Origin of the sequence: Streptomyces sp. 378 (assembly GCF_030124145.1) — a bacterium.
Lineage (GTDB): Bacteria > Actinomycetota > Actinomycetes > Streptomycetales > Streptomycetaceae > Streptomyces.
The window spans coordinates 138,901-158,272 of record NZ_JASKMS010000019.1 but is presented as its reverse complement, the minus strand read 5'-3'; the positions used below and the strand labels follow the sequence as shown (position 1 = coordinate 158,272).

Genomic DNA, 19,372 nt, shown 5'->3' with positions numbered 1-19,372 from the left:
GTGCGCTACAGGACTCTCGGCGGGCTGCGGATGAGCGCGGTCGGGCTGGGCGCGATGCCGCTGTCCATCGAGGGACGGCCGGACGAGGAACGCGCCCTGGCCACCGTGCACGCGGCACTGGACGCGGGCGTGACCCTGCTGGACACGGCCGACTCGTACCATCTGCCGGGCGCGGAGCCCGGCCACAACGAACGTCTGGTGGCCCGCGCGCTGGCCGCCTGGGGCGGTGACACCTCCGACGTCCTGGTGGCGACGAAGGGCGGCCGCGGACGCCCGGCGGGCGGCGACTGGACGGTGAACGGCCATCCCCGGCACCTCAAGGCCGCCGCCGAGGCGTCGCGCAAGCGGCTGGGCGTGGAGGCGATCGGCCTCTACCAGCTGCACAAGCCCGACCCTGCCGTGCCCTTCGAGGAGTCGGTCGGTGCGCTGCGCGACCTGCTCGACGCGGGCACGATCCGGCTGGCCGGGGTGTCCAACGCGGACGCGGACCAGATCCGCCGGGCCCGCGCGATCCTGGGCGACCGGCTGGTGTCGGTGCAGAACCGGTACTCGCCCGCCGTCCGGGACAGCGAGCCGGAGCTGCGGCTGTGCGCGGAGCTGGGGCTGGCGTTCCTGCCGTGGAGCCCGCTGGGCGGGCTGGCCCGCAGCTCCCTGGATGGGCCGTCGCGCACGGAGGGGGCCGAGCGCTTCGGCGCGTTCCACGCGGTGGCGGCGGAGCGCGAGGTCAGTCCCCAACAGGTCGCCCTGGCCTGGCTGCTGGCCCGGTCCCCGGCGGTCGTCCCGATCCCGGGGGCGAGCCGGCCGCGGACGATCAGGGACTCGGCGGCCGCCGCGGACCTGCTGCTCACCGAGGAGGAGAGGGCCCGCCTGGACGAGGTGACAGGACCGGGCCGCCCCTAGGGGCCCCCACCGTCACGCCGCCCACCCGAACACCGCCGACCCCGGCCGCGTCCGTTGCCCGCATCCGGCACGCCGGACACCACGGAAGAGCGCCCCGGCACCACCCGACCTTCGCGGAAGAGTCCCCGAACCGCACCGCCACCCAACAGCACACCCAGCCCCCGCCTCAGCACCGCCCGACGCCGCAGAAGAGCACCCCACCACCGCACCGCCCACCCCGCCCCGCGCCCGCCTCCGGCGCCGCCGGACGTCGCCGGATGTCGCCGGGCAGGCGGGACGACGCAGTCGCCCCGGGCCGGGGACGAACGGGACGCCTGGCAGCCCGTCGGCGGTGGCGCCGCACTCGCGACCGGTCCGGGGGGATGGTCGAAGGGTCAAGGGTCCTGTCGGGCCGGTGTCGCCCGGCGTGCTCCCCGCGTCCTAGCGGGCCCCGGCCGACTCCAGTTCCTTGTCCTCCCCGGCGGGTTCGTCCACCGGCTTCGCCCTGCCGGGCAGCAGCAGCGCCACCACCACCGTGCCGGCGCCCAGGATCACCGCCCCGATCAGGCTGGTGTGCGCGACCGCGTCGGAGAACGCGGACCCGACCGCGTCGGCCATCTGCCGCGCGCCCCCGCCCAGTTGGTCGGCCTGCGACCGGAGCCGCTCCGCCTGCTGGGGGTCGCTGGTGTGCGCGGCCCGCTCGGCGAGCTGCCGGGCCTTGTCGCCGATGCCGTGGGCGACGGCGTACCCGGCCCCGACGGAGTCCTGGGCCGTGGCCAGGGAGGAGGCGGGGAGCTTGCTGCCGGCCGTCGCGTCGGAGAGGTGCCCGGAGTACGACGTCGCCAGCAGCGAGCCCAGGATGGCGATGCCCAGCGAACCACCGAGCTCCAGCGACGTGTCGTTCACGGCGCCGCCGACGCCCAGCTCGGACTCCGGGAACGCCCCCATGATCGCGTCCGTGCAGGGCGAGAGCGCGAGCCCGATGGAGAGGCCGAGGACGACGAGGGGCGCGACGAAGTCGCCGTACGACGAACCGGCGTCGACCCGGGTGAGCAGCGCCAGGGCGGCCGTGCCGCCGACCATGCCGGCCGTGACGGTCCACTTCATGCCGACCCGGGGCGTGAGGAAGCCGGTGAGGGCCGCCCCGAGGAACACGGCGCCCGCCAGCGGCAGCATGCGCAGCCCCGTGTCCAGGGCGTCGTAGCCGAGGACGAACTGGAGGTGCTGCGTCAGGTAGTAGAAGGCCCCGAAGACCGCGAGGAAGAACAGGGCGACGGCGAGGTTGGAGCCGGCGAAGCCGCGGTCCGTGAAGCGGCGGACGTCGAGGAGCGGGCGGGGGTGGCGCAGTTCCCACAGGACGAAGGCGACGAGCCCGGCGCCGGCGACGACCGCCGCCGTGACGGCCTTGACGCCCCAGCCGAAGTGCGGACCCTCGATGATCATGTAGACCAGCGCGGCGATCCACACCACCGACAGCAGTCCGCCGCCGTAGTCGATGCGCCCGCGGTCGGCGGCCTGGGACGGCGGTACGAGGACGAGGGCGCCGACGAGGGCCAGAACCGCGACGGGGACGTTGATGAGGAACGTCGAGGACCATCCGTGGTCCTCCAGCAGCGCCCCGGCGACCAGCGGCCCGGCGGCGATGGCGAGCCCGGCCGTGGCGGTCCACAGGGTGATGGCCTTGGCCCGTTCGGCGCGCGGGAAGGTCGCGGCGAGCAGGGACAGCGTGGCGGGCATGATCATCGCGGCGCCGACGCCCATCACGGCCCGTGCGGCGATGACCGTTGTGGAGCTGTCGGCGAGGAAGCCGAAGACGGAGCCGCCCGCGAACACGACCAGCCCGAGCACGAGCGCGCCCCGGCGGCTGTACTTGTCGCCTATCGCGCCGAGCAGCAGCATCAGCGCGGCGTAGGGGACGGTGTAGCCGTCGATCACCCACTGCAGGTCGGCGCTGGACAGCCCGAGGTCCTCGGTCATGGCGGGCGCGGCGACGGTGAGGGCGGTGTTCGCCATCACGATGATCAGCAGGCTGAGGCAGAGCACGAGGAGCGCCCACCAGCGGCGTGCGTAGGGGCGGTCCATCCTCTCGGCCGGTTCGTTCATGACGAGTCGCATGGCAGGGGTTGCCTTCCTCGCTGAATTGCACATGGATGTGCATTTACACAACGCTGTGCAATCTACGCTGTTGCACACCACTGTGCAAATCGATGCGGGAGGGGGCACAATGACGTCCATGACCACGGGTACCAGCCGCGCCGACGCCAACCGCCGCCGTCTTCTCGACGTCGCCCTCGCCGAGCTGCTGCGAGACCCCGACGCGTCCATGGACCAGATCGCACGGGCCGCGGGCGTCGTACGGCGAACGGTGTACGGGCACTTCCCGACCCGCGAGGCGCTCATCAGCACACTCGTCGACGAGGCCGTGGAGGCCCTGTCGGCCGCGCACGCGGCGGGCCGCGCGGACGTGCGGGATCCGGCGGAGGCGGTGGCGCGCTCGGTGCTGGCGGTGTGGGCGATCGCCGACCGCTACCGGCTGCTGGTCGCGCTCGCCCAGCGCACGGTCACCATGCAGGGCATCCGGGAGCGGCTCGCACCGGTCCGGCGGGAGAGCATCAGGCTGCTGCAGCACGGGCTGGACGAGGGTGTCTTCAGCTCACCGCTGCCGGCCCCGGCCCTGGCCTACGTGCACGAGCAGATGCTGTTCGCGGTGATGGAGGCGGTGAACGACGGTCTGCTGGCAGCACAAGAGGCGGGCCGCTGCGCCGCGGTCACTGTGCTGACCGCGGCGGGCGTGCCCGCCTCGAAGGCCACCGGGCTGGTGGCGAAGCTGAACGCTTGATCGTGCTGAAGGATCGTGCTGAAGGACGGACCGGGCGGCTGAGCGACGGGGGGACACCCAGCCGCCCGGAGTCTCGCGGGGGCGGCGCGGCCCTCAGGCCTTCGCCAGCTCCTTCTCGCCGCCCCGGTCGGGCACCTCGGCCTCGACGTGGTCCTCGGCCGGGCCGCCGTGACCGTCGTCCAGCAGCGTCTTCTCGTCGAAGGGCAGTCGACCGGCGAGGACCTGGTTCACGCGGTCCTTGTCGATCTCCTTCGTCCAGGTGCCGATCAGCACGGTGGCCACGGCGTTGCCGGCGAAGTTGGTCAGGGCGCGGGCCTCGCTCATGAAGCGGTCGATGCCGACGATGAGGCCGATGCCGTCCACCAGGGCCGGCTTGTGCGACTGCAGACCGCCGGCCAGCGTCGCGAGGCCGGCGCCGGTGACACCGGCGGCGCCCTTGGAGGCGACCAGCAGGAAGAGCAGCAGCGGGATCTGCTCGCCGATCGACATCGGCGTGCCCATGGCGTCGGCGATGAACAGCGAGGCCATGGTCATGTAGATCATGGTGCCGTCGAGGTTGAAGGAGTAGCCGGTCGGGACGGTGATGCCGACCACCGGCTTGCTGATGCCCAGGTGCTCCATCTTGGCGATGAGCCGCGGCAGCGCGGACTCGGAGGAGGACGTGGACAGGATCAGCAGGAACTCGCGGCCCAGGTACTTGAACAGGGAGAAGATGTTCAGGCCGGAGACGGCCCGCAGCAGGGCGCCGAGCACGATGAAGACGAACAGGAAACAGGTGACGTAGAAGCCGAGCATCAGCACGGCGAGGCTCTTGAGCGCGTCCACGCCGGCGGAGCCGGTGACGGCGGCGATGGCGCCGAAGGCACCGATCGGGGCCGCCCACATCACCATGGCGAGGATGCGGAAGACGAGTCGCTGGATGTGCTCGATGCCGCGCAGGATCGGCTGCCCGGCCGCGCCCATGCTCTGCAGCGCGAAGCCCGCGAGCAGGGCGATCAGCAGGGTCTGCAGGACCGACTCGTTGGTGAAGGCCGACACGATCGTGGTCGGGATGATCCCGAGCAGGAACTCCGTGGTGCCCTTCGCCTCGGTGTCGACCTGCGCGTGACCGACGTCCTTGACCGCGTCGGTCACCGCGAGGCCGGTGCCCGGCTCCACGATGTTGCCGACGACCAGGCCGATGCCCAGCGCGACCAGCGACATCACCATGAAGTAGCTCAGGGCGATACCGCCGACGGCGCCGACCTTGGCGGCCTTCCGCACCGAGCCGATGCCCAGGACGATCGTGCAGAAGATGATCGGCGAGATCATCATCTTGATCAGGGCCACGAACCCCGTACCGATGGGCTTCAGCTCCTGCGCGAAGTCCGGTGCGGCCAGACCCACCGCGATACCGGCGGCGACCGCGATGATCACCGCGATGTAGAGATAGTGCGTACGGTCCCGCTTGGCTTTGGGTGCGGCAGGTGCCGTATCGGCTGCGCTGGTCACGGTGGCCCTCCTTGACGACGTCGTCGGCATCACCGGCGTGCGGCTCACGTCCGGGGGAAAGGGAGCGGGGCTCCCGGGGGATGCGTTATGGGGAATGCCCGTGACTATGTCCTGCTCTGTGAGCGCGGTCACCCTTCCGTTCATTTAGTTCACAATCAGCCACGGTGCAGACTGACGGCATGCGCCTCACCGTCCCCGGTCCCCGCAGTCTGGCGGGCCAGCTCTTCGCCATGCAGGCCGTGCTGATAGCGGTCGTCGTGGCCGGATACGCGCTGTTCACCTATGTCAGCGACCGCAACCAGGCCGAGGAGGCGGCGGCGCGCCAGGCCAGGGCGGTGGCGCGGTCCGTCGCGGACTCCCCGTCCGTGCTGGCGGCGACCCGCACCAGCGATCCGACGGCCGAGCTCCAGCCGTACGCGCTGAAGGTGATGCGGGACACCGAGGTCGACTTCATCACGATCATGGACCCTCGGGCCATCCGCTGGACGCACCCCGACCCCCGGCAGATCGGCCAGACCTTCCAGGGCCACACCGAGCGGGCGCTGAAGGGCCAGACCTTCACCGAGACCTACACCGGCACACTCGGCCCGTCGGTGCGGGCGGTCACCCCGATCTGGGACGGCCGGACGGTGGTCGGCCTGGTCAGTGCGGGGATCCGGGTCGACCAGATCACACAGCGGGTCCAGGACCAGCTGACGGCCCTGCTCGGCGTCGCGGCGGGCGCGCTGGCGCTGGGCGCGGTCGGCACCTACGTCATCAACGCCCGGCTGCGCCGCCACACCCACGGCATGAACGCGACCGAGCTCAGCCGGATGCACGACTACCATCAGGCCGCCCTGCACGCCGTACGCGAGGGCCTGCTGATGCTGGACGGGCAGTACCGTGTGGCGCTGATCAACGACGGAGGCCGGGAGTTGCTCGGCGTGGCCGGGGACGTGGTGGGCAGGTCGGTGGCGGAGCTGGGGCTGCCGGCCCCGCTGACGGGCGCCCTGCTGGCGTCGGAGCCACGGGTGGACGAGGTGCATCTGACGGCGTCCCGGGTCCTGGTCGTCAACACCTCACCGGTGTCGGGCGGCGAGCGGCGCGGTACGGTCGTCACGCTGCGCGATGTCACCGAACTCCAGTCACTGATGGGCGAGTTGGACTCCGAGCGGGGCTTCACACAGGCACTGCGCTCCCAGGCCCACGAGGCCGCGAACCGGCTGCACACGGTCGTCTCGCTGATCGAGCTGGGCCGGGCGGAGGAGGCGGTGGAGTTCGCGACGGCCGAGCTGGAGCTGGCACAGGCACTGACCGACCAGGTCGTGGCGGCGGTGAGCGAGCCGGTGCTCGCGGCGCTGCTGCTGGGCAAGACGGCCCAGGCGAACGAGCGGGGCGTGGAGCTGATGGTGTCGGAGGACAGCAGCCTGGACGACGGCCTGCTGCCGGCGACCCTGCCCGCGCGGGACCTGGTGACCATCCTCGGCAACCTGATCGACAACGCCGTGGACGCGGCGCAGGGCAGCGCGCGGGCCCGGGTGACGGTGGCGGCCTACACCCGCAACGCCGGGGACACCCCGGAGCTGGTGCTGCGGGTCTCCGACACGGGCCCGGGCGTGGATCCCGAGCACGCCGAGGCGGTCTTCCAGCGCGGCTTCACGACGAAGCCGGCGGGCCCGGGCGGCCGAGGCCTCGGGCTGGCGCTCGTACGGCAGGCGGCGCAGCGGCACGAGGGCTCCCTGACGGTGACGGGGGCCGACGGGGGCGGGGCGGAGTTCGAGGTCCGGCTGCCGCTGCGGGAGCCCGGGCCGACGGGCGCGGGCGTGACATCCGGGACCACGGCGGCCAGAGGCGCTGGAGGCGACGCATGACGAACACCGAGCGGGCCATCCGGGTGCTGGTGGTCGAGGACGACCCGGTCGCCGCCGACGCGCACGTGATGTACGTCGGCCGGGTGCCCGGGTTCGTGGCCGTGGGCAAGGCGCACTCGGGTGCGGAGGCCCGCCGGGTCCTGGAGCGCACCCCGGTGGACCTCCTCCTGCTCGATCTGCACCTGCCGGACGTGCACGGGCTGCAACTGGCCCGGTCCCTCAGGACGGCAGGCCACCACGCGGACGTCATAGCGGTGACCTCGGCGCGCGACCTGGCCGTCGTGCGCGAGGGCGTCTCGCTCGGGGTCGTGCAGTACGTGCTGAAGCCGTTCACCTTCGCGACCCTGCGCGACCGCCTGGTGCGCTACGCCGACTTCCACGCGGCGGTCGGCGAGGCCAGCGGTCAGGACGAGGTGGACCGGGCGCTCGCGGCCCTGCGCACGCCGGGCCCGGCCGCCCTGCCCAAGGGGCTGAGCGCCCCGACCCTGGAGCGGGTGACGGGGGCCCTGCGCGACTGCGCGGAGGGCCTCACGGCCGCGGGAGTCGCGGAGACCGTGGGCATCTCCCGGATCACGGCCCGCCGTTACCTGGAGCATCTCGTCGACGCGGGCCGCGCGGCCCGCCGCCCGCAGTACGGCACGGTGGGCAGACCGGAGTTGCGGTACCGCTGGGTCACGGGGCAGTGACGGCCCATCAGCCGCCCATCGAACCGCCGCGCACGACGCATCGACCCGACCGGACCACTCGACTCGGGTTCACGACCCACCCGTCCCGGCCACTTCACCCGCCCCGTCGAGGTGTCGGCCATGACGCACTCCCCTTCGATGTCCGTCCACCTGGGCGACACCTGAGGCGCCCCGCCCCGCCCTCACGGTCGTGAGGTGCCAGAAGTCCGACGCGAGAAGAAGCTCGCGCATATGCCCCTTGAGCTTGCCTTTTACGTGGGTCACCGCCTTCGGGACCGCGATCACCGGGCCCCGGCGCCCTCCTCGCCCCGCTTTCGCCCCGGCCGACCGACGATCTTCGGCCCCGGTCGAACCCGCCGGTAGCCGTAGCTTCCTACAATCCGTGATCCTGGCCGAACAGACCGTAGTCAGGCCCCTCCCGCCGCCCTAGCTTGTGGGCCGTGCGCCGACCTTCAGCCCGACCGAGCCAGCCCCCGCCCCTTCCCCCGCCGCGGACCGCCCCGACGCCCCCGCCCTTCAACGCCCCCGCCGCCCGCCGGCTGCGCGCGGCCCTCGGCATGGCACCCGAGCACGTCGCCCACGGCATGCGCGTGTCGTACGGGCATCCCCACGTCACCCCGGACCACGTGATGGCCTGGGAACGCGGGGCCGCCGCCCCGACCGACGCCGAGCTCACCGCGCTGGCGGGCGTGCTGTGGTGCTCGCCCGCCGAGCTCATCGGCAGACCGCGCACCCTGCGCGAACACCGCATCGCCCGCTGCCTCGCCCCGGAGGACGTGGCCCGGGCCGTGGGGCACGACGTGCACGCGTATCTGCGCATGGAGGAGACCGACACCTGGCGCGGCAGCGACCGCCAGTCCGCCGCCCTGGCCGATCTGCTCGGGCTGGGACTGCCCGCCTTCGTCACCGTCACCGGCAAGGACGCCAAGCTCGGCGACCTGCTGCGCAGCGCCGCCACCACCCGTTGGCAGGCCTATGTCCGCCCGGTGGCCAAAGTCGTGCCCCTGCACCGGCGGTTCCTGGAGGACGCCCTGCGGGCCCTGCACGAGGACTACCAGGGGCACATGGCCGCCACCCTGAGCTGGGGCGGCGGCAGCGGTGACGCGGGCGGCGCCGGACAGGACTTCCTGGACCGGATCGTGGAGCACTTCTGGACGAAGCTCCAGGACGACACCGGTCTGGAGGCCGGCCGGGGGAACGGCGTCTAGAAGACCGACTCGGCCTCGTCCATCCGGTCCTTCGGCACCGTCTTCAGCTCGGTCACGGCCTCCGCGAGCGGGACCATCACGATGTCCGTCCCGCGCAGAGCGGTCATCCGGCCGAACCTCCCCTGGTGCGCCGCCTCCACCGCGTGCCAGCCGAACCGCGTGGCGAGCACCCGGTCGTAGGCGGTCGGCACACCACCGCGCTGGATGTGGCCGAGGATGACCGGCTTGGCCTCCTTGCCGAGGCGCCGCTCCAGCTCGTGCGCGAGGGCGGTGCCGATGCCCTGGAAGCGCTCGTGGCCGAACTTGTCTATGGCGCCCTTGCCGTAGTCCATGGTGCCGTCGGCCGGGTGGGCTCCCTCGGCGACGCAGACCACGGCGAACTTCTTGCCGCGGGCGAAGCGCTCCTCGACCATCTTCACGAGGTCGGCCGGGTCGAACGGGCGCTCCGGCAGGCAGATGCCGTGCGCGCCGGCGGCCATGCCGGACTCCAGCGCGATCCAGCCGGCGTGCCGGCCCATGACCTCCACCACCATCACCCGCTGGTGGGACTCGGCGGTGGTCTTCAGGCGGTCCATCGCCTCGGTGGCGACGCCGACCGCGGTGTCGAAGCCGAAGGTGCGGTCGGTGGAGGAGATGTCGTTGTCGATCGTCTTCGGGACGCCCACGACGGGCAGGCCCGCGTCGCTCAGCATGCGCGCGGCCGTCAGCGTGCCCTCGCCGCCGATCGGGATCAGGGCGTCGATGCCGAACTCGTGGATCATGTCGGAGGCGTTCTCGCACGCCTCGCGGAGGCGGTCGCGCTCCAGCCGGGACGACCCCAGGATCGTGCCGCCACGGGCCAGGATGCCGCTGACCGCGTTCAGGTCGAGCGTGCGGTAGCGGCCGTCCAGCAGGCCCGAGTAACCGTCCTCGAAGCCGATGACCTCGTCGCCGTAGTTGTCGACCGCCCGGTGCACGACCGACCGGATCACGGCGTTCAGGCCGGGGCAGTCGCCGCCTGCGGTGAGAACTCCGATACGCATCGCGCTGTGTCTCCTGCTCGCTGTTGACACCGGTGAGCCAGTGCCGATTGTTTCACGCCCCACAGCCCGGTGCGGCACCCCCGGCCTGCCGGGCGCCTTATCTAGCTGCAGAGGTATTGTCAAGAGGGTTCTGCTCACCTCGGTGGGCGATTTTTGTGCCCCTGGCTGGACAGCAGTGGCGTGAGGCCTCCCCCCACTCGAGACGAAACGGAGAGCGCGCGTGACCCGCAGCGTGTACGTGACCGGCATCGACCGCGGCGACGGACGCCAGGTCGTCGAACTGGGGGTCATGGAGCTCCTCACCCGGCAGGTCGACCGGGTGGGTGTGTTCCGCCCCCTGGTCCACGACGGGCCCGACCGCCTCTTCGAGCTGCTGCGCGCCCGCTACCGGCTCACCCAGGACCCGGCGACGGTCTACGGCATGGACTACCACGAGGCGTCCGCCCTCCAGGCCGAGGCCGGCACCGACGAGCTGGTGTCCACCCTGGTCGACCGCTTCCACCTGGTCGCCCGGGACTACGACGTCGTGCTCGTCCTCGGCACCGACTACGCCGGCACCCAGCTCCCGGACGAGCTGTCGCTCAACGCCCGGCTGGCGAACGAGTTCGGCGCGTCCGTGATCCCGGTCGTCGGCGGCCGCAAGCAGCCTGTGGAGTCGGTGCTCGCCGAGACGCGCAACGCCTACCGCGCCTACGCCACCCTCGGCTGCGACGTCCTGGCCATGGTCGCCAACCGGGTGGCCCGCGAGGACCGTGACGAGATCGCCGGCCAGCTCGACTCCCGGCTGCCCGTGCCCTGCTACGTCCTGCCCGACGAGCCCGCGCTGTCCGCGCCGACCGTCTCGCAGATCGGCCACACCCTCGGCGCCAAGGTGGTGCTCGGCGACGACTCCGGGCTCGCCCGTGACGTGCTCGGTTTCGTCTTCGGCGGCGCGATGCTGCCGACCTTCCTGGGCGCCCTGACCCCGGGCTGCCTCGTCATCACCCCGGGCGACCGGGCCGACCTGGTCGTCGGCGCGCTCGCCGCGCACAGCGCCGGCACCCCGCCGATAGCGGGCGTGCTGCTCACCCTGGACGAGGTGCCCGGTGACCACATCCTCACCCTCGTCGACCGCCTCGCGCCCGGCACCCCGGTGCTGTCGGTGGCCGGCACCAGCTTCCCCACCGCCGAGCAGCTCTTCTCCCTGGAGGGCAAGCTCAACGCCGCCACCCCGCGCAAGGCGGAGCGGGCCCTCGGCCTGTTCGAGCGGTACGCCGACACCGGCGACCTCGCGCGCCGCGTCTCCGCGCCGAGCAGTGACCGCGTCACGCCGATGATGTTCGAGCACAAGCTGCTGGAGCAGGCCCGCTCCGACCTGCGCCGGGTCGTCCTGCCCGAGGGCACCGAGGAGCGGGTGCTGCACGCGGCCGAGGTGCTGCTGCGCCGCGGCGTGTGCGAGCTGACCCTGCTCGGCCCGGTCGACCGGATCCGCAAGAAGGCCGCCGATCTCGGCATCGACCTCGGCGAGTCCCAGCTGATCGACCCGGCCGCCTCCGACCTGCGCGACGCCTTCGCCGAGAAGTACGCGGCCCTGCGCGCGCACCGGGGCGTCACCGTGGAGCTGGCCCACGACGTGGTGTCCGACGTGAACTACTTCGGCACCCTGATGGTCCAGGAGGGCCTCGCCGACGGCATGGTGTCGGGCTCGGTGCACTCCACGGCCGCGACGATCCGGCCGGCCTTCGAGATCATCAAGACGAAGCCGGACGCCGACATCGTCTCGTCGGTGTTCTTCATGTGCCTGGCCGACAAGGTCCTCGTCTACGGCGACTGCGCGGTCAACCCGGACCCGAACGCCGAGCAGCTGGCCGACATCGCCATCCAGTCGGCCACCACGGCCGAGCAGTTCGGCGTGGAGCCGCGGATCGCGATGCTGTCGTACTCCACCGGCACCTCCGGCTCCGGCGCCGACGTCGACAAGGTGCGCGAGGCCACCGAACTCGTCCGCGCGCGCCGGCCCGACCTGAAGATCGAGGGCCCGATCCAGTACGACGCCGCCGTGGAGCCGTCGGTCGCGGCGACCAAGCTGCCCGGCTCCGAGGTCGCCGGGCAGGCGAGCGTGCTGATCTTCCCCGACCTGAACACCGGCAACAACACCTACAAGGCCGTGCAGCGCTCGGCCGGCGCGATCGCCGTCGGCCCGGTGCTGCAGGGTCTGCGCAAGCCGGTCAACGACCTGTCCCGGGGCGCCCTCGTCCAGGACATCGTCAACACCGTCGCCATCACGGCGATCCAGGCCCAGACCCCCGCCCCGTCCCCGAGCGAGAAGGCGACCGCCCCGTGAGCCCCACCCGTGTCCTCGTCCTGAACTCCGGTTCCTCGTCGGTGAAGTACCAGCTGCTCGACATGCGCGACAGCAGCCGGCTGGCGGTGGGTCTGGTCGAGCGCATCGGCGAGCGGTCCTCCCGGCTGAAGCACACCCCGGCCGGCGGTGAGAGCCGGGAGCGCGGCGGTGCGATCGCCGACCACGACGCCGCTCTGAAGGCCGTCGCCGAGGAGCTCGCCAAGGACGGTCTCGGCCTGGACTCGCCCGAACTGGCCGCGATCGGCCACCGGGTGGTGCACGGGGGCAAGACCTTCACCGAGCCGACCGTCGTCGACGACGCGGTGCTCGCCGAGATCGAGCGGCTCATCCCGGTGGCCCCGCTGCACAACCCGGCCAACCTCACCGGCATCCGCACGGCCCGGGCGCTGCGCCCCGACCTGCCGCAGGTCGCCGTCTTCGACACCGCGTTCCACACGACCATGCCGGAGTCGGCCGCCCGCTACGCGATCGACGTGAGGACCGCCGACGAGCACCGCATCCGCCGCTACGGCTTCCACGGCACCTCGCACGCCTACGTCTCGCGGGCCACCGCCGAGCTGCTCGGCAAGGACCCGTCCGAGACGAACGTGATCGTGCTGCACCTGGGCAACGGGGCGTCGGCCTCGGCCGTGCGGGGCGGCCGGTGCGTGGACACCTCCATGGGCCTGACGCCTTTGGAGGGGCTCGTGATGGGTACGCGCTCCGGAGACATGGACCCGGCCGTCATCTTCCATTTGATGCGTGTTGGCGGAATGTCCGCCGACGAGATCGACACTCTTCTCAACAAGAAGAGCGGTCTGATCGGTCTGTGCGGTGACAACGACATGAGGGAGATCCGCCGCCGCGTCGACGCGGGCGACGAGCAGGCGGAGCTGGCGTTCGACATCTACATTCACCGGCTGAAGAAGTACATCGGCGCCTATTACGCCGTGCTCGGGCGGGTGGACGCGGTCGCCTTCACCGCCGGTGTCGGCGAGAACGCGGCTCCCGTACGGGCGGCCGCCCTGGCGGGCCTCGAGGGGCTGGGCCTGGCGGTGGACGGCGAGCGCAACGCCGTGCGCGGTGACGAGGCCCGGCTGATCTCGCCCGAGGGCGCCCGGGTCGCCGTGGCGGTGGTGCCCACCGACGAGGAATTGGAGATCGCGACACAGACCTACGCGCTGGTAATTGGTTCAGGGAATCACACCTGAGCGGCATCCCGCCCTTTTGTATTTTCCGCCAGACGGAATATTCCGTTGCGAAACAAACCGATAGGATCGCCCCCATGCGCCGTTCGAAAATCGTCTGTACTCTCGGCCCCGCGGTCGACTCCCACGATCAGCTTGTCGCGTTGATCGAAGCCGGCATGAACGTGGCCCGCTTCAACTTCAGCCACGGCTCGCACGCCGAGCACCAGGGCCGGTACGACCGGGTCCGTGCCGCCGCCAAGGAGACCGGCCGGGCCATCGGTGTCCTCGCCGACCTCCAGGGCCCGAAGATCCGTCTGGAGACCTTCGCCGAGGGTCCCGTCGAGCTGGTGCGCGGTGACGAGTTCACCATCACCACCGAGGACGTCCCCGGCGACAAGACGATCTGCGGGACGACCTACAAGGGCCTGCCCGGCGATGTCACCAAGGGCGACCAGGTGCTCATCAACGACGGCAACGTCGAGCTGAAGGTCACCGAGGTCGAGGGTCACCGGGTGAAGACGATCGTCATCGAGGGCGGCGTCATCTCCGACCACAAGGGCATCAACCTGCCCGGCGCGGCCGTCAACGTGCCCGCGCTGTCCGAGAAGGACATCGACGACCTCCGCTTCGCGCTGCGCATGGGCTGCGACCTGGTCGCGCTGTCCTTCGTCCGCGACGCCAAGGACGTCCAGGACGTGCACCGCGTCATGGACGAGGAGGGCCACCGCGTCCCGGTCATCGCCAAGGTGGAGAAGCCGCAGGCGGTGCAGAACATGGAGGACGTCGTGATGGCGTTCGACGGTGTGATGGTCGCCCGCGGTGACCTGGCCGTCGAGTACCCGCTCGAGAAGGTCCCCATGGTGCAGAAGCGCCTGATCGAGCTGTGCCGGCGCAACGCCAAGCCGGTGATCGTGGCGACCCAGATGATGGAGTCGATGATCACCAACTCCCGTCCGACCCGCGCCGAGGCCTCCGACGTGGCCAACGCGATCCTGGACGGCGCCGACGCGGTCATGCTGTCCGCCGAGTCGAGTGTGGGCGCGTACCCGATCGAGACCGTCAAGACGATGTCGAAGATCGTCGCCGCGGCCGAGCAGGAGCTGATGTCCAAGGGCCTGCAGCCGCTGGTGCCGGGCAAGAAGCCCCGCACGCAGGGCGGCTCGGTGGCCCGGGCCGCGTGCGAGATCGCCGACTTCCTCGGCGGCCGGGGCCTGGTGGCCTTCACCCAGTCCGGCGACACCGCCCGCCGGCTCTCGCGCTACCGCGCGGTCCAGCCGATCATCGCCTTCACCACCGACGAGGCCACCCGCAACCAGATGGCGCTGAGCTGGGGCGTGGAGCCGCACGTGGTGCCGTTCGTGAACAGCACCGACGAGATGGTCGCCCTGGTCGAGCAGGAGCTGGTCAAGCTCAACCGCTTCAACGACGGCGACATCGTGGTCATCACCGCCGGTTCGCCCCCCGGCGTCCCCGGCACCACCAACATGGTGCGGGTCCACCACCTGGGCGAGGCCAAGGGCTGATCCGCGAAGGGCCGTGAGGCCGCGGCAGGCCACTGAGGCGCCCCCTGGGATGGCGGTTCCTAGGAGTCGTCGCTACACCTGGTCGTGCTGATCAGGCCGCGAGTAGTTGCGCAGGCGCTCGGCTGGGGCTTCCCAGCCGAGCGTTTTGCGTGGGCGGCCGTTCAGTTCGGCGGCGACGGCGTCGAGGTGCTCGCAGGGTGCCGATGGCCGACTTCCCGTCCTTGCCGATGTCGCCCTCCCAGTGGCCGGGCACGGCCGGCTCCTCCGCCTCGGCGGGCCGTTCACTGCTCATGACCATGGGGGGCGAACCGGGACTGGCGCTGCTGGGCCTGGCGGCGGGGCTTGCGCGGGCGGTACTGGCCGTTCGCCGGCTGGCGCTTGCGACGGATCTCCCGGCTGATGGTGGACGGGCTGCGGCCCAGCACGGCGGCGATCGCGCGCGGACGGGGCCTTCTCTCGGAGCCGGTCGGCGATGTGGATGCGGTCTTCCTCGCGCAGGTACCGGGACGGCCCGCAAGGCGCTGCCACCGCGTTGATCGGTGCCAGCGCCTTCCGGTTCCCGTTGCATGACGCCCGTTGCGCCATTTCTGGCCGGTCCGCTTGGCGATCCCGACGATCCGGCACGCTTCGCGGTTGCTCACACCCTGCTGCATGAGCCGGGAGTATGCCTCCTGCTCCCTGGTGAGCTTCCTCCTGCCCTGAGGCTTCGTCCGGTCCTTACGGATCTCGAAGTCCATCGCACCCCGTGAACTGGGGTGTTCCAACGACCCCAAGCTCGCAGGGGGCACCCTTGTCCTTTTGCGCACTCATAGGCTTGCGCCGGGAGTCACGCCTCGGCCGCTGCCCGGACGACGGCATACGCCAGGGCGTCGAAATTCTCCCGGTAAAAGCCAAGCCGGATGTGGAACGGCTCCTCCGGGAAGGCCCCACCGCGTTCGAGGAACATGGTGGGCGCGGCGGTCAGCGCGCTGTGCACCATGTGGATTTCCTCAAGGGTGAGGCGGAAATCACGTGACTCTGTGTGCCGTCCGGCCAGGCGTTCCACGAGAGCGTCGACTGCCTCGCGGCCCGCGCCGACCAGCAGTATCAGCTCCGTGTCACCGTAGTCATGCTCGCGCAGAAAGCTCAGCGCCTCGTACATCGCCGACGCCTGGCGGGGCGTGAGCCGGGCGACGAACGCGTCGCCGTCACGGGTCAACTGCAATTGGGTCCTCAACAGCCACTCTTTCGGTCTTGTCTCACTCGGGTTCCACTAGCTCCCCCACCGCGTCGGTGACCTGGCTTCCGTGGTGGCCGAGTCGTTCACCCAGCGCCCGGTACCGGCCGTACAAGGCTTCCGTGACGGGGATCTCGTACGCCTCTACGGTGTGCACGAGGAGCCGGAACCCGAGGTCGGGGTCGACGGCGGTCACGATGCGCTCCAGCGTCACGGCCGTGCCGTCGCTCCCCGTCGCACGGTTCAGCTCCTGGGCAAGGTACCGGACCTCCCGTGAGACCGGGCCCGTCAGGTCGGTGCGGGGTGGTGACACGAAGGAGGTGTGGCCGGGTCGGCGGCGGTCAGTCGCTCCGTGCACACGTCGGCGATCTCCCGCAGCCACGTCCTTCCGTCGGCGTCGAACGCGTCCACGGCACGCTGCCGCCGTGCCGCGGTGCGCCACAGGGCCGTGACGCGGTCGTCGGACAGCGCGGAGTCCAGCAGCCGTGTCACGTCCTCCAGCAGTACGGCCGCCTGCGCCCCGGGGGTCATACCGCTGTCGGCGTGGGCGAGCCGCGCGACATGTTCATGTCCCGCTCCGGGACGGCGCGTGACAGCGCGGATGACGCCGTCCTGATCTCGGCCAGGAAGGACTCGCGCAACTCCGCCTCCGGCACGACGGGTTGCTCCCCCGTCGAGAAGCCCGGGCGCCTCGGTGCGCGCTCCGTGCACACCTCGGCGATCTCGTGCAGCCAGGTGCGCATGTCGATGCCGTGGCCGGTGGGGTCGAAGTGCTCTCCTACGGCGGCCAGCCACACCGTGTGGATCAGCTTGTCCGGCAGCGGTGACTCCAGCAGGAGCCGTACGTCCCTGCCCAACTGGTCGTCCTCGTCGTCCGCGCCGTCCGGGCGGCGAGGGCCAGTACTGTCGGCGCGTCGAGGCGCGGTCCGGTCACGGAGCTCAGTGCCCCGGCCAGCCCGGTGAGGCCGAAGTCGCCCTCGTGGTCGACGTAGTACACCTCTCGGTGCCTGGTCACTTCATCCTCCTGCGGCATGGGCGAGGGCACGGGCGCCCCGTGCACGGCTGTGGCCCGGCCCTCGAGCGAGGAGGACCGGGCCACAGTCGTGTGCGGCTCCCGAACAGGCTCTGAGGGGCTCTCAGTCGGTGACGAAGTTGTGCAGCCCCGGCACGTGCAGGGTCCCGCCGAACTGGCCGGCCTGCTGGACCTTCACGTTGGTGAAGTAGATCAGGGGGATGTTCAGCGGCGGCGGGTGCTCCGGGTCGAACGTGATCGGGATCAGCCCGAGCAGGTTGCCGGAGATGCTCTCCGTGTACATCACGGTGTCGCCACCGGTGATCGTGGATGTCGAGCCCTTGGCGGCCTGCACGTGGTAGGTCTTGCCGGACTGCTTGTCCTTGACCGTCTGATGCAGGTCACCGATGTCGGTGCCGCCGGAGATGACGTACTTCAGCACCTTCTTGACGGTGCCGTTGGCGGTCCGCACCTCGACGATGCCCTGGTAGTCGGCGCCCTTCAGCGTCAGCGAGCTGGCGTTGAGGAACCACGGGTCGTCGGGCAGCGGCACCTTGTTGTCGACGCCGCCCTCGGCGTCGGTGGCGGCCGGGCAGTCGTCGGGGTCCGTGGTGGCGCTCGGGGAGGGGCTGGGCGAGGCGGTCGCCTCCGCGGCCTTCTCCGCCGCTTCCTCGGCCGCCTTCTCGACGGCCTTGGTGCTGTCCTCCACCGTCTTGCCGGTGTCCTTCACCGTGTCGGACGCCTTGCCGGTGGTGTCCTTGACGGTGTCCTCGACCGTACCGGTGGCCTTCTCGGCCGTGTCCTCGCCGGCGCCGGAGGTGTCCTCGGCCGGCTTCTCGGTGCTCTGCGACGCCGAGGCGGACGGGGTCGGGACGGGGCTCGCCTCGCCCTTGTCGCCGCCGTCGAAGATGCCGCCGATCGCGTCGCCGATGCCCTCCAGCAGGTTGCCGCCGCTCTCGGACGGCGAGGGGGACGGAGTGGCCTCCGCGTCGTCGCCCCCCGTGGCGGGCGCGCTCGTGGACGGGCTCGGCTTCGGCTCGGCCTTGTCGTCGGAACCTGAATCCGACGAAGAGGAACCGCCGTTGTTCGCGTCCGTGCCACCCGAGGGAGACGGCACCGGAGCCGTGTCGGCCTGGTCGTCCTTCTCGTCCGTCGCGCCGTCGCTCGCCGAGGGAGACGGCGTGGGCGAGGCGGACTCCTTGTCGGTGTCCTTGTCGGATTCCTTGCCGGAGTCCTCCAGGGCCGCCACACAGTCCTTGTACTCGTCGGCCGTCAGGCTCTTCGACGTCGGTGCCGCCGGAGTGTCGCTGTCGGCTATGGCGAGCGTCGACGTGAAGCCCATGCCCATGAGCACCGCCGTCGGCATCGCCGCCATGGCTATCGCCTTGCCGGTCGGCTTGCTGAACCTGGTGAACAGCGGCTTCTTGGGTGCCGCGTGGCGCGGCCCGGTTCTCACACGGGACGCCCCCACATCAACCCCGTGGGTCACCTCGTCAGCCGGCACTGTGCCTCCCGTTCGCCCCGTTGGCCGGGTTCGTTCCTGACAGATCGTTCGGCCCGTCCACCCCGTCCACGGGGTGCGGCGCCGTCGTGTCGTGGTCCTTGGCGCCGGGGACCTCGCCCGTACCCGTGCTGGCCATGGCGGCGGGATGCCCCGCGGGCCGCGCGCCCGGCGCCCAGGCCACGGCCATCGCCCCGCCCACGAGGGCGAGGAGGAAGCCGATGAGGAAGCCGCCGAGATTCGACACGGGGATGGACACCAGCGCCAGCAGGATCGCCGCGACTCCCGCGAAGACGCGGACATGCTTCTGGAACCAGAGGCTCACGCCCAGTACGACGAGCAGCACGCCGATGATCAGGGACCCGGCACCCGCGGTGGTCGCCATCGCCAGCGTCAGGTGACCGATCCGGAGGTTCGCGTACGGGAAGTAGGCGATGGGCAGTCCACTGAGGAGGATCAACAGCCCGGCCCAGAACGGCCGCTCACCCCGCCAGGCGCGGAACTGCTGCCTTCGGACGGTGAACTGGCCGGTGGCGGCAGGAGTCTCGGCGCTCATGGAAAAACAGCTCCCTGGTACAGCGTTGCTGTGGTGGTGATGTGGGCCCCGCGTGAAGGCGTGGCCGGAAGGTGGA

The 19,372-nt window shown here is 71.4% G+C and carries 18 protein-coding genes and 1 pseudogene; 8 read left to right on the top strand and 11 right to left on the bottom strand.

From position 1 onward, the window contains the following. On the top strand, positions 1 to 900 hold the full coding sequence (locus tag QNO09_RS24905) for an aldo/keto reductase (protein ID WP_283972462.1): 900 nt from the start codon (positions 1 to 3) through the stop codon (positions 898 to 900). 420 nt (positions 901 to 1,320) lie between these two features. Here the strand turns inward: QNO09_RS24905 and QNO09_RS24900 are convergent, their stop codons facing one another. Next, positions 1,321 to 2,994 carry a DHA2 family efflux MFS transporter permease subunit gene (locus tag QNO09_RS24900; RefSeq protein WP_283972461.1) on the bottom strand — a complete coding sequence of 558 codons (1,674 nt, stop codon included), beginning with the start codon at positions 2,992 to 2,994 and terminating at the stop codon, positions 1,321 to 1,323. Positions 2,995 to 3,103: 109 nt separating this feature from the next. On the opposite strand from QNO09_RS24900, the gene QNO09_RS24895 reads away from it, so the two are divergent. Then, positions 3,104 to 3,718: a TetR/AcrR family transcriptional regulator gene (locus QNO09_RS24895; protein ID WP_283972460.1), complete on the top strand. Its 615-nt coding sequence runs from the start codon at positions 3,104 to 3,106 to the stop codon at positions 3,716 to 3,718. A gap of 93 nt (positions 3,719 to 3,811) precedes the next feature. Here QNO09_RS24895 and QNO09_RS24890 read toward each other — a convergent pair whose 3' ends face one another. Continuing rightward, the gene (locus QNO09_RS24890; protein WP_283972459.1) at positions 3,812 to 5,209 is read right to left on the bottom strand and encodes a cation:dicarboxylate symporter family transporter; all 1,398 of its coding nucleotides are present in this window, start codon (positions 5,207 to 5,209) and stop codon (positions 3,812 to 3,814) included. 179 nt (positions 5,210 to 5,388) lie between these two features. Here QNO09_RS24890 and QNO09_RS24885 point away from each other — a divergent pair, with 179 nt between their 5' ends. The 3 genes from QNO09_RS24885 (at position 5,389) to QNO09_RS24870 (ending at position 8,953) form a co-directional block, all read left to right on the top strand. Further along, entirely contained in the window at positions 5,389 to 7,059 is a 1,671-nt protein-coding gene (locus QNO09_RS24885) for a sensor histidine kinase (protein WP_283972458.1), read from the top strand. Further along, on the top strand, positions 7,056 to 7,745 hold the full coding sequence (locus QNO09_RS24880) for a response regulator (RefSeq protein WP_283972457.1): 690 nt from the start codon (positions 7,056 to 7,058) through the stop codon (positions 7,743 to 7,745). The genes QNO09_RS24885 and QNO09_RS24880 overlap by 4 nt, the downstream gene beginning before the upstream one ends. Before the next feature lie 440 nt (positions 7,746 to 8,185). Further along, the gene (locus tag QNO09_RS24870; protein WP_283972456.1) at positions 8,186 to 8,953 is read left to right on the top strand and encodes a helix-turn-helix domain-containing protein; all 768 of its coding nucleotides are present in this window, start codon (positions 8,186 to 8,188) and stop codon (positions 8,951 to 8,953) included. On the opposite strand, the gene QNO09_RS24865 is transcribed toward QNO09_RS24870, so the two are convergent. Beyond that, the gene (locus QNO09_RS24865; protein WP_283972455.1) at positions 8,950 to 9,975 is read right to left on the bottom strand and encodes an ATP-dependent 6-phosphofructokinase; all 1,026 of its coding nucleotides are present in this window, start codon (positions 9,973 to 9,975) and stop codon (positions 8,950 to 8,952) included. The genes QNO09_RS24870 and QNO09_RS24865 overlap by 4 nt on opposite strands. A 220-nt stretch (positions 9,976 to 10,195) precedes the next feature. On the opposite strand from QNO09_RS24865, the gene pta reads away from it, so the two are divergent. From pta to pyk, 3 genes are all read left to right on the top strand, one after another. Beyond that, positions 10,196 to 12,298 (top strand): phosphate acetyltransferase, encoded by a 2,103-nt coding sequence (pta, locus tag QNO09_RS24860; protein WP_283972454.1) that lies wholly within the window; start codon positions 10,196 to 10,198, stop codon positions 12,296 to 12,298. Then, positions 12,295 to 13,509 (top strand): acetate kinase, encoded by a 1,215-nt coding sequence (locus QNO09_RS24855; protein ID WP_283972453.1) that lies wholly within the window; start codon positions 12,295 to 12,297, stop codon positions 13,507 to 13,509. Before pta ends, QNO09_RS24855 begins: the two co-directional genes overlap by 4 nt. 74 nt (positions 13,510 to 13,583) lie before the next feature. Further along, entirely contained in the window at positions 13,584 to 15,011 is a 1,428-nt protein-coding gene (pyk, locus tag QNO09_RS24850) for a pyruvate kinase (RefSeq protein ID WP_283972452.1), read from the top strand. A gap of 299 nt (positions 15,012 to 15,310) precedes the next feature. Here pyk and QNO09_RS24845 read toward each other — a convergent pair. The 8 genes and pseudogenes from QNO09_RS24845 to QNO09_RS24810 form a co-directional block, all read right to left on the bottom strand. Then, positions 15,311 to 15,748: pseudogene (locus QNO09_RS24845) on the bottom strand (helix-turn-helix domain-containing protein); the annotation flags it as partial. Positions 15,749 to 15,837: 89 nt separating this feature from the next. Continuing rightward, entirely contained in the window at positions 15,838 to 16,209 is a 372-nt protein-coding gene (locus QNO09_RS24840; protein WP_283972451.1) for a hypothetical protein, read from the bottom strand. Between the two features lie 40 nt (positions 16,210 to 16,249). Beyond that, positions 16,250 to 16,540 (bottom strand): hypothetical protein, encoded by a 291-nt coding sequence (locus tag QNO09_RS24835; protein WP_283972450.1) that lies wholly within the window; start codon positions 16,538 to 16,540, stop codon positions 16,250 to 16,252. Next, on the bottom strand, positions 16,516 to 16,758 hold the full coding sequence (locus tag QNO09_RS24830) for a hypothetical protein (protein WP_283972449.1): 243 nt from the start codon (positions 16,756 to 16,758) through the stop codon (positions 16,516 to 16,518). Before QNO09_RS24830 ends, QNO09_RS24835 begins: the two co-directional genes overlap by 25 nt. Next, positions 16,755 to 17,084: a hypothetical protein gene (locus tag QNO09_RS24825; protein ID WP_283972448.1), complete on the bottom strand. Its 330-nt coding sequence runs from the start codon at positions 17,082 to 17,084 to the stop codon at positions 16,755 to 16,757. The genes QNO09_RS24830 and QNO09_RS24825 overlap by 4 nt, the downstream gene beginning before the upstream one ends. Further along, positions 17,033 to 17,242, bottom strand: coding sequence for a hypothetical protein (locus tag QNO09_RS24820; RefSeq protein WP_283972447.1), 210 nt, complete (start codon positions 17,240 to 17,242; stop codon positions 17,033 to 17,035). The genes QNO09_RS24825 and QNO09_RS24820 overlap by 52 nt, the downstream gene beginning before the upstream one ends. Before the next feature lie 121 nt (positions 17,243 to 17,363). After that, positions 17,364 to 18,743 (bottom strand): hypothetical protein, encoded by a 1,380-nt coding sequence (locus QNO09_RS24815; RefSeq protein WP_283972446.1) that lies wholly within the window; start codon positions 18,741 to 18,743, stop codon positions 17,364 to 17,366. Next, positions 18,733 to 19,296, bottom strand: coding sequence for a DUF6114 domain-containing protein (locus QNO09_RS24810; protein ID WP_283972445.1), 564 nt, complete (start codon positions 19,294 to 19,296; stop codon positions 18,733 to 18,735). Before QNO09_RS24810 ends, QNO09_RS24815 begins: the two co-directional genes overlap by 11 nt. Positions 19,297 to 19,372: the final 76 nt, after the last annotated feature.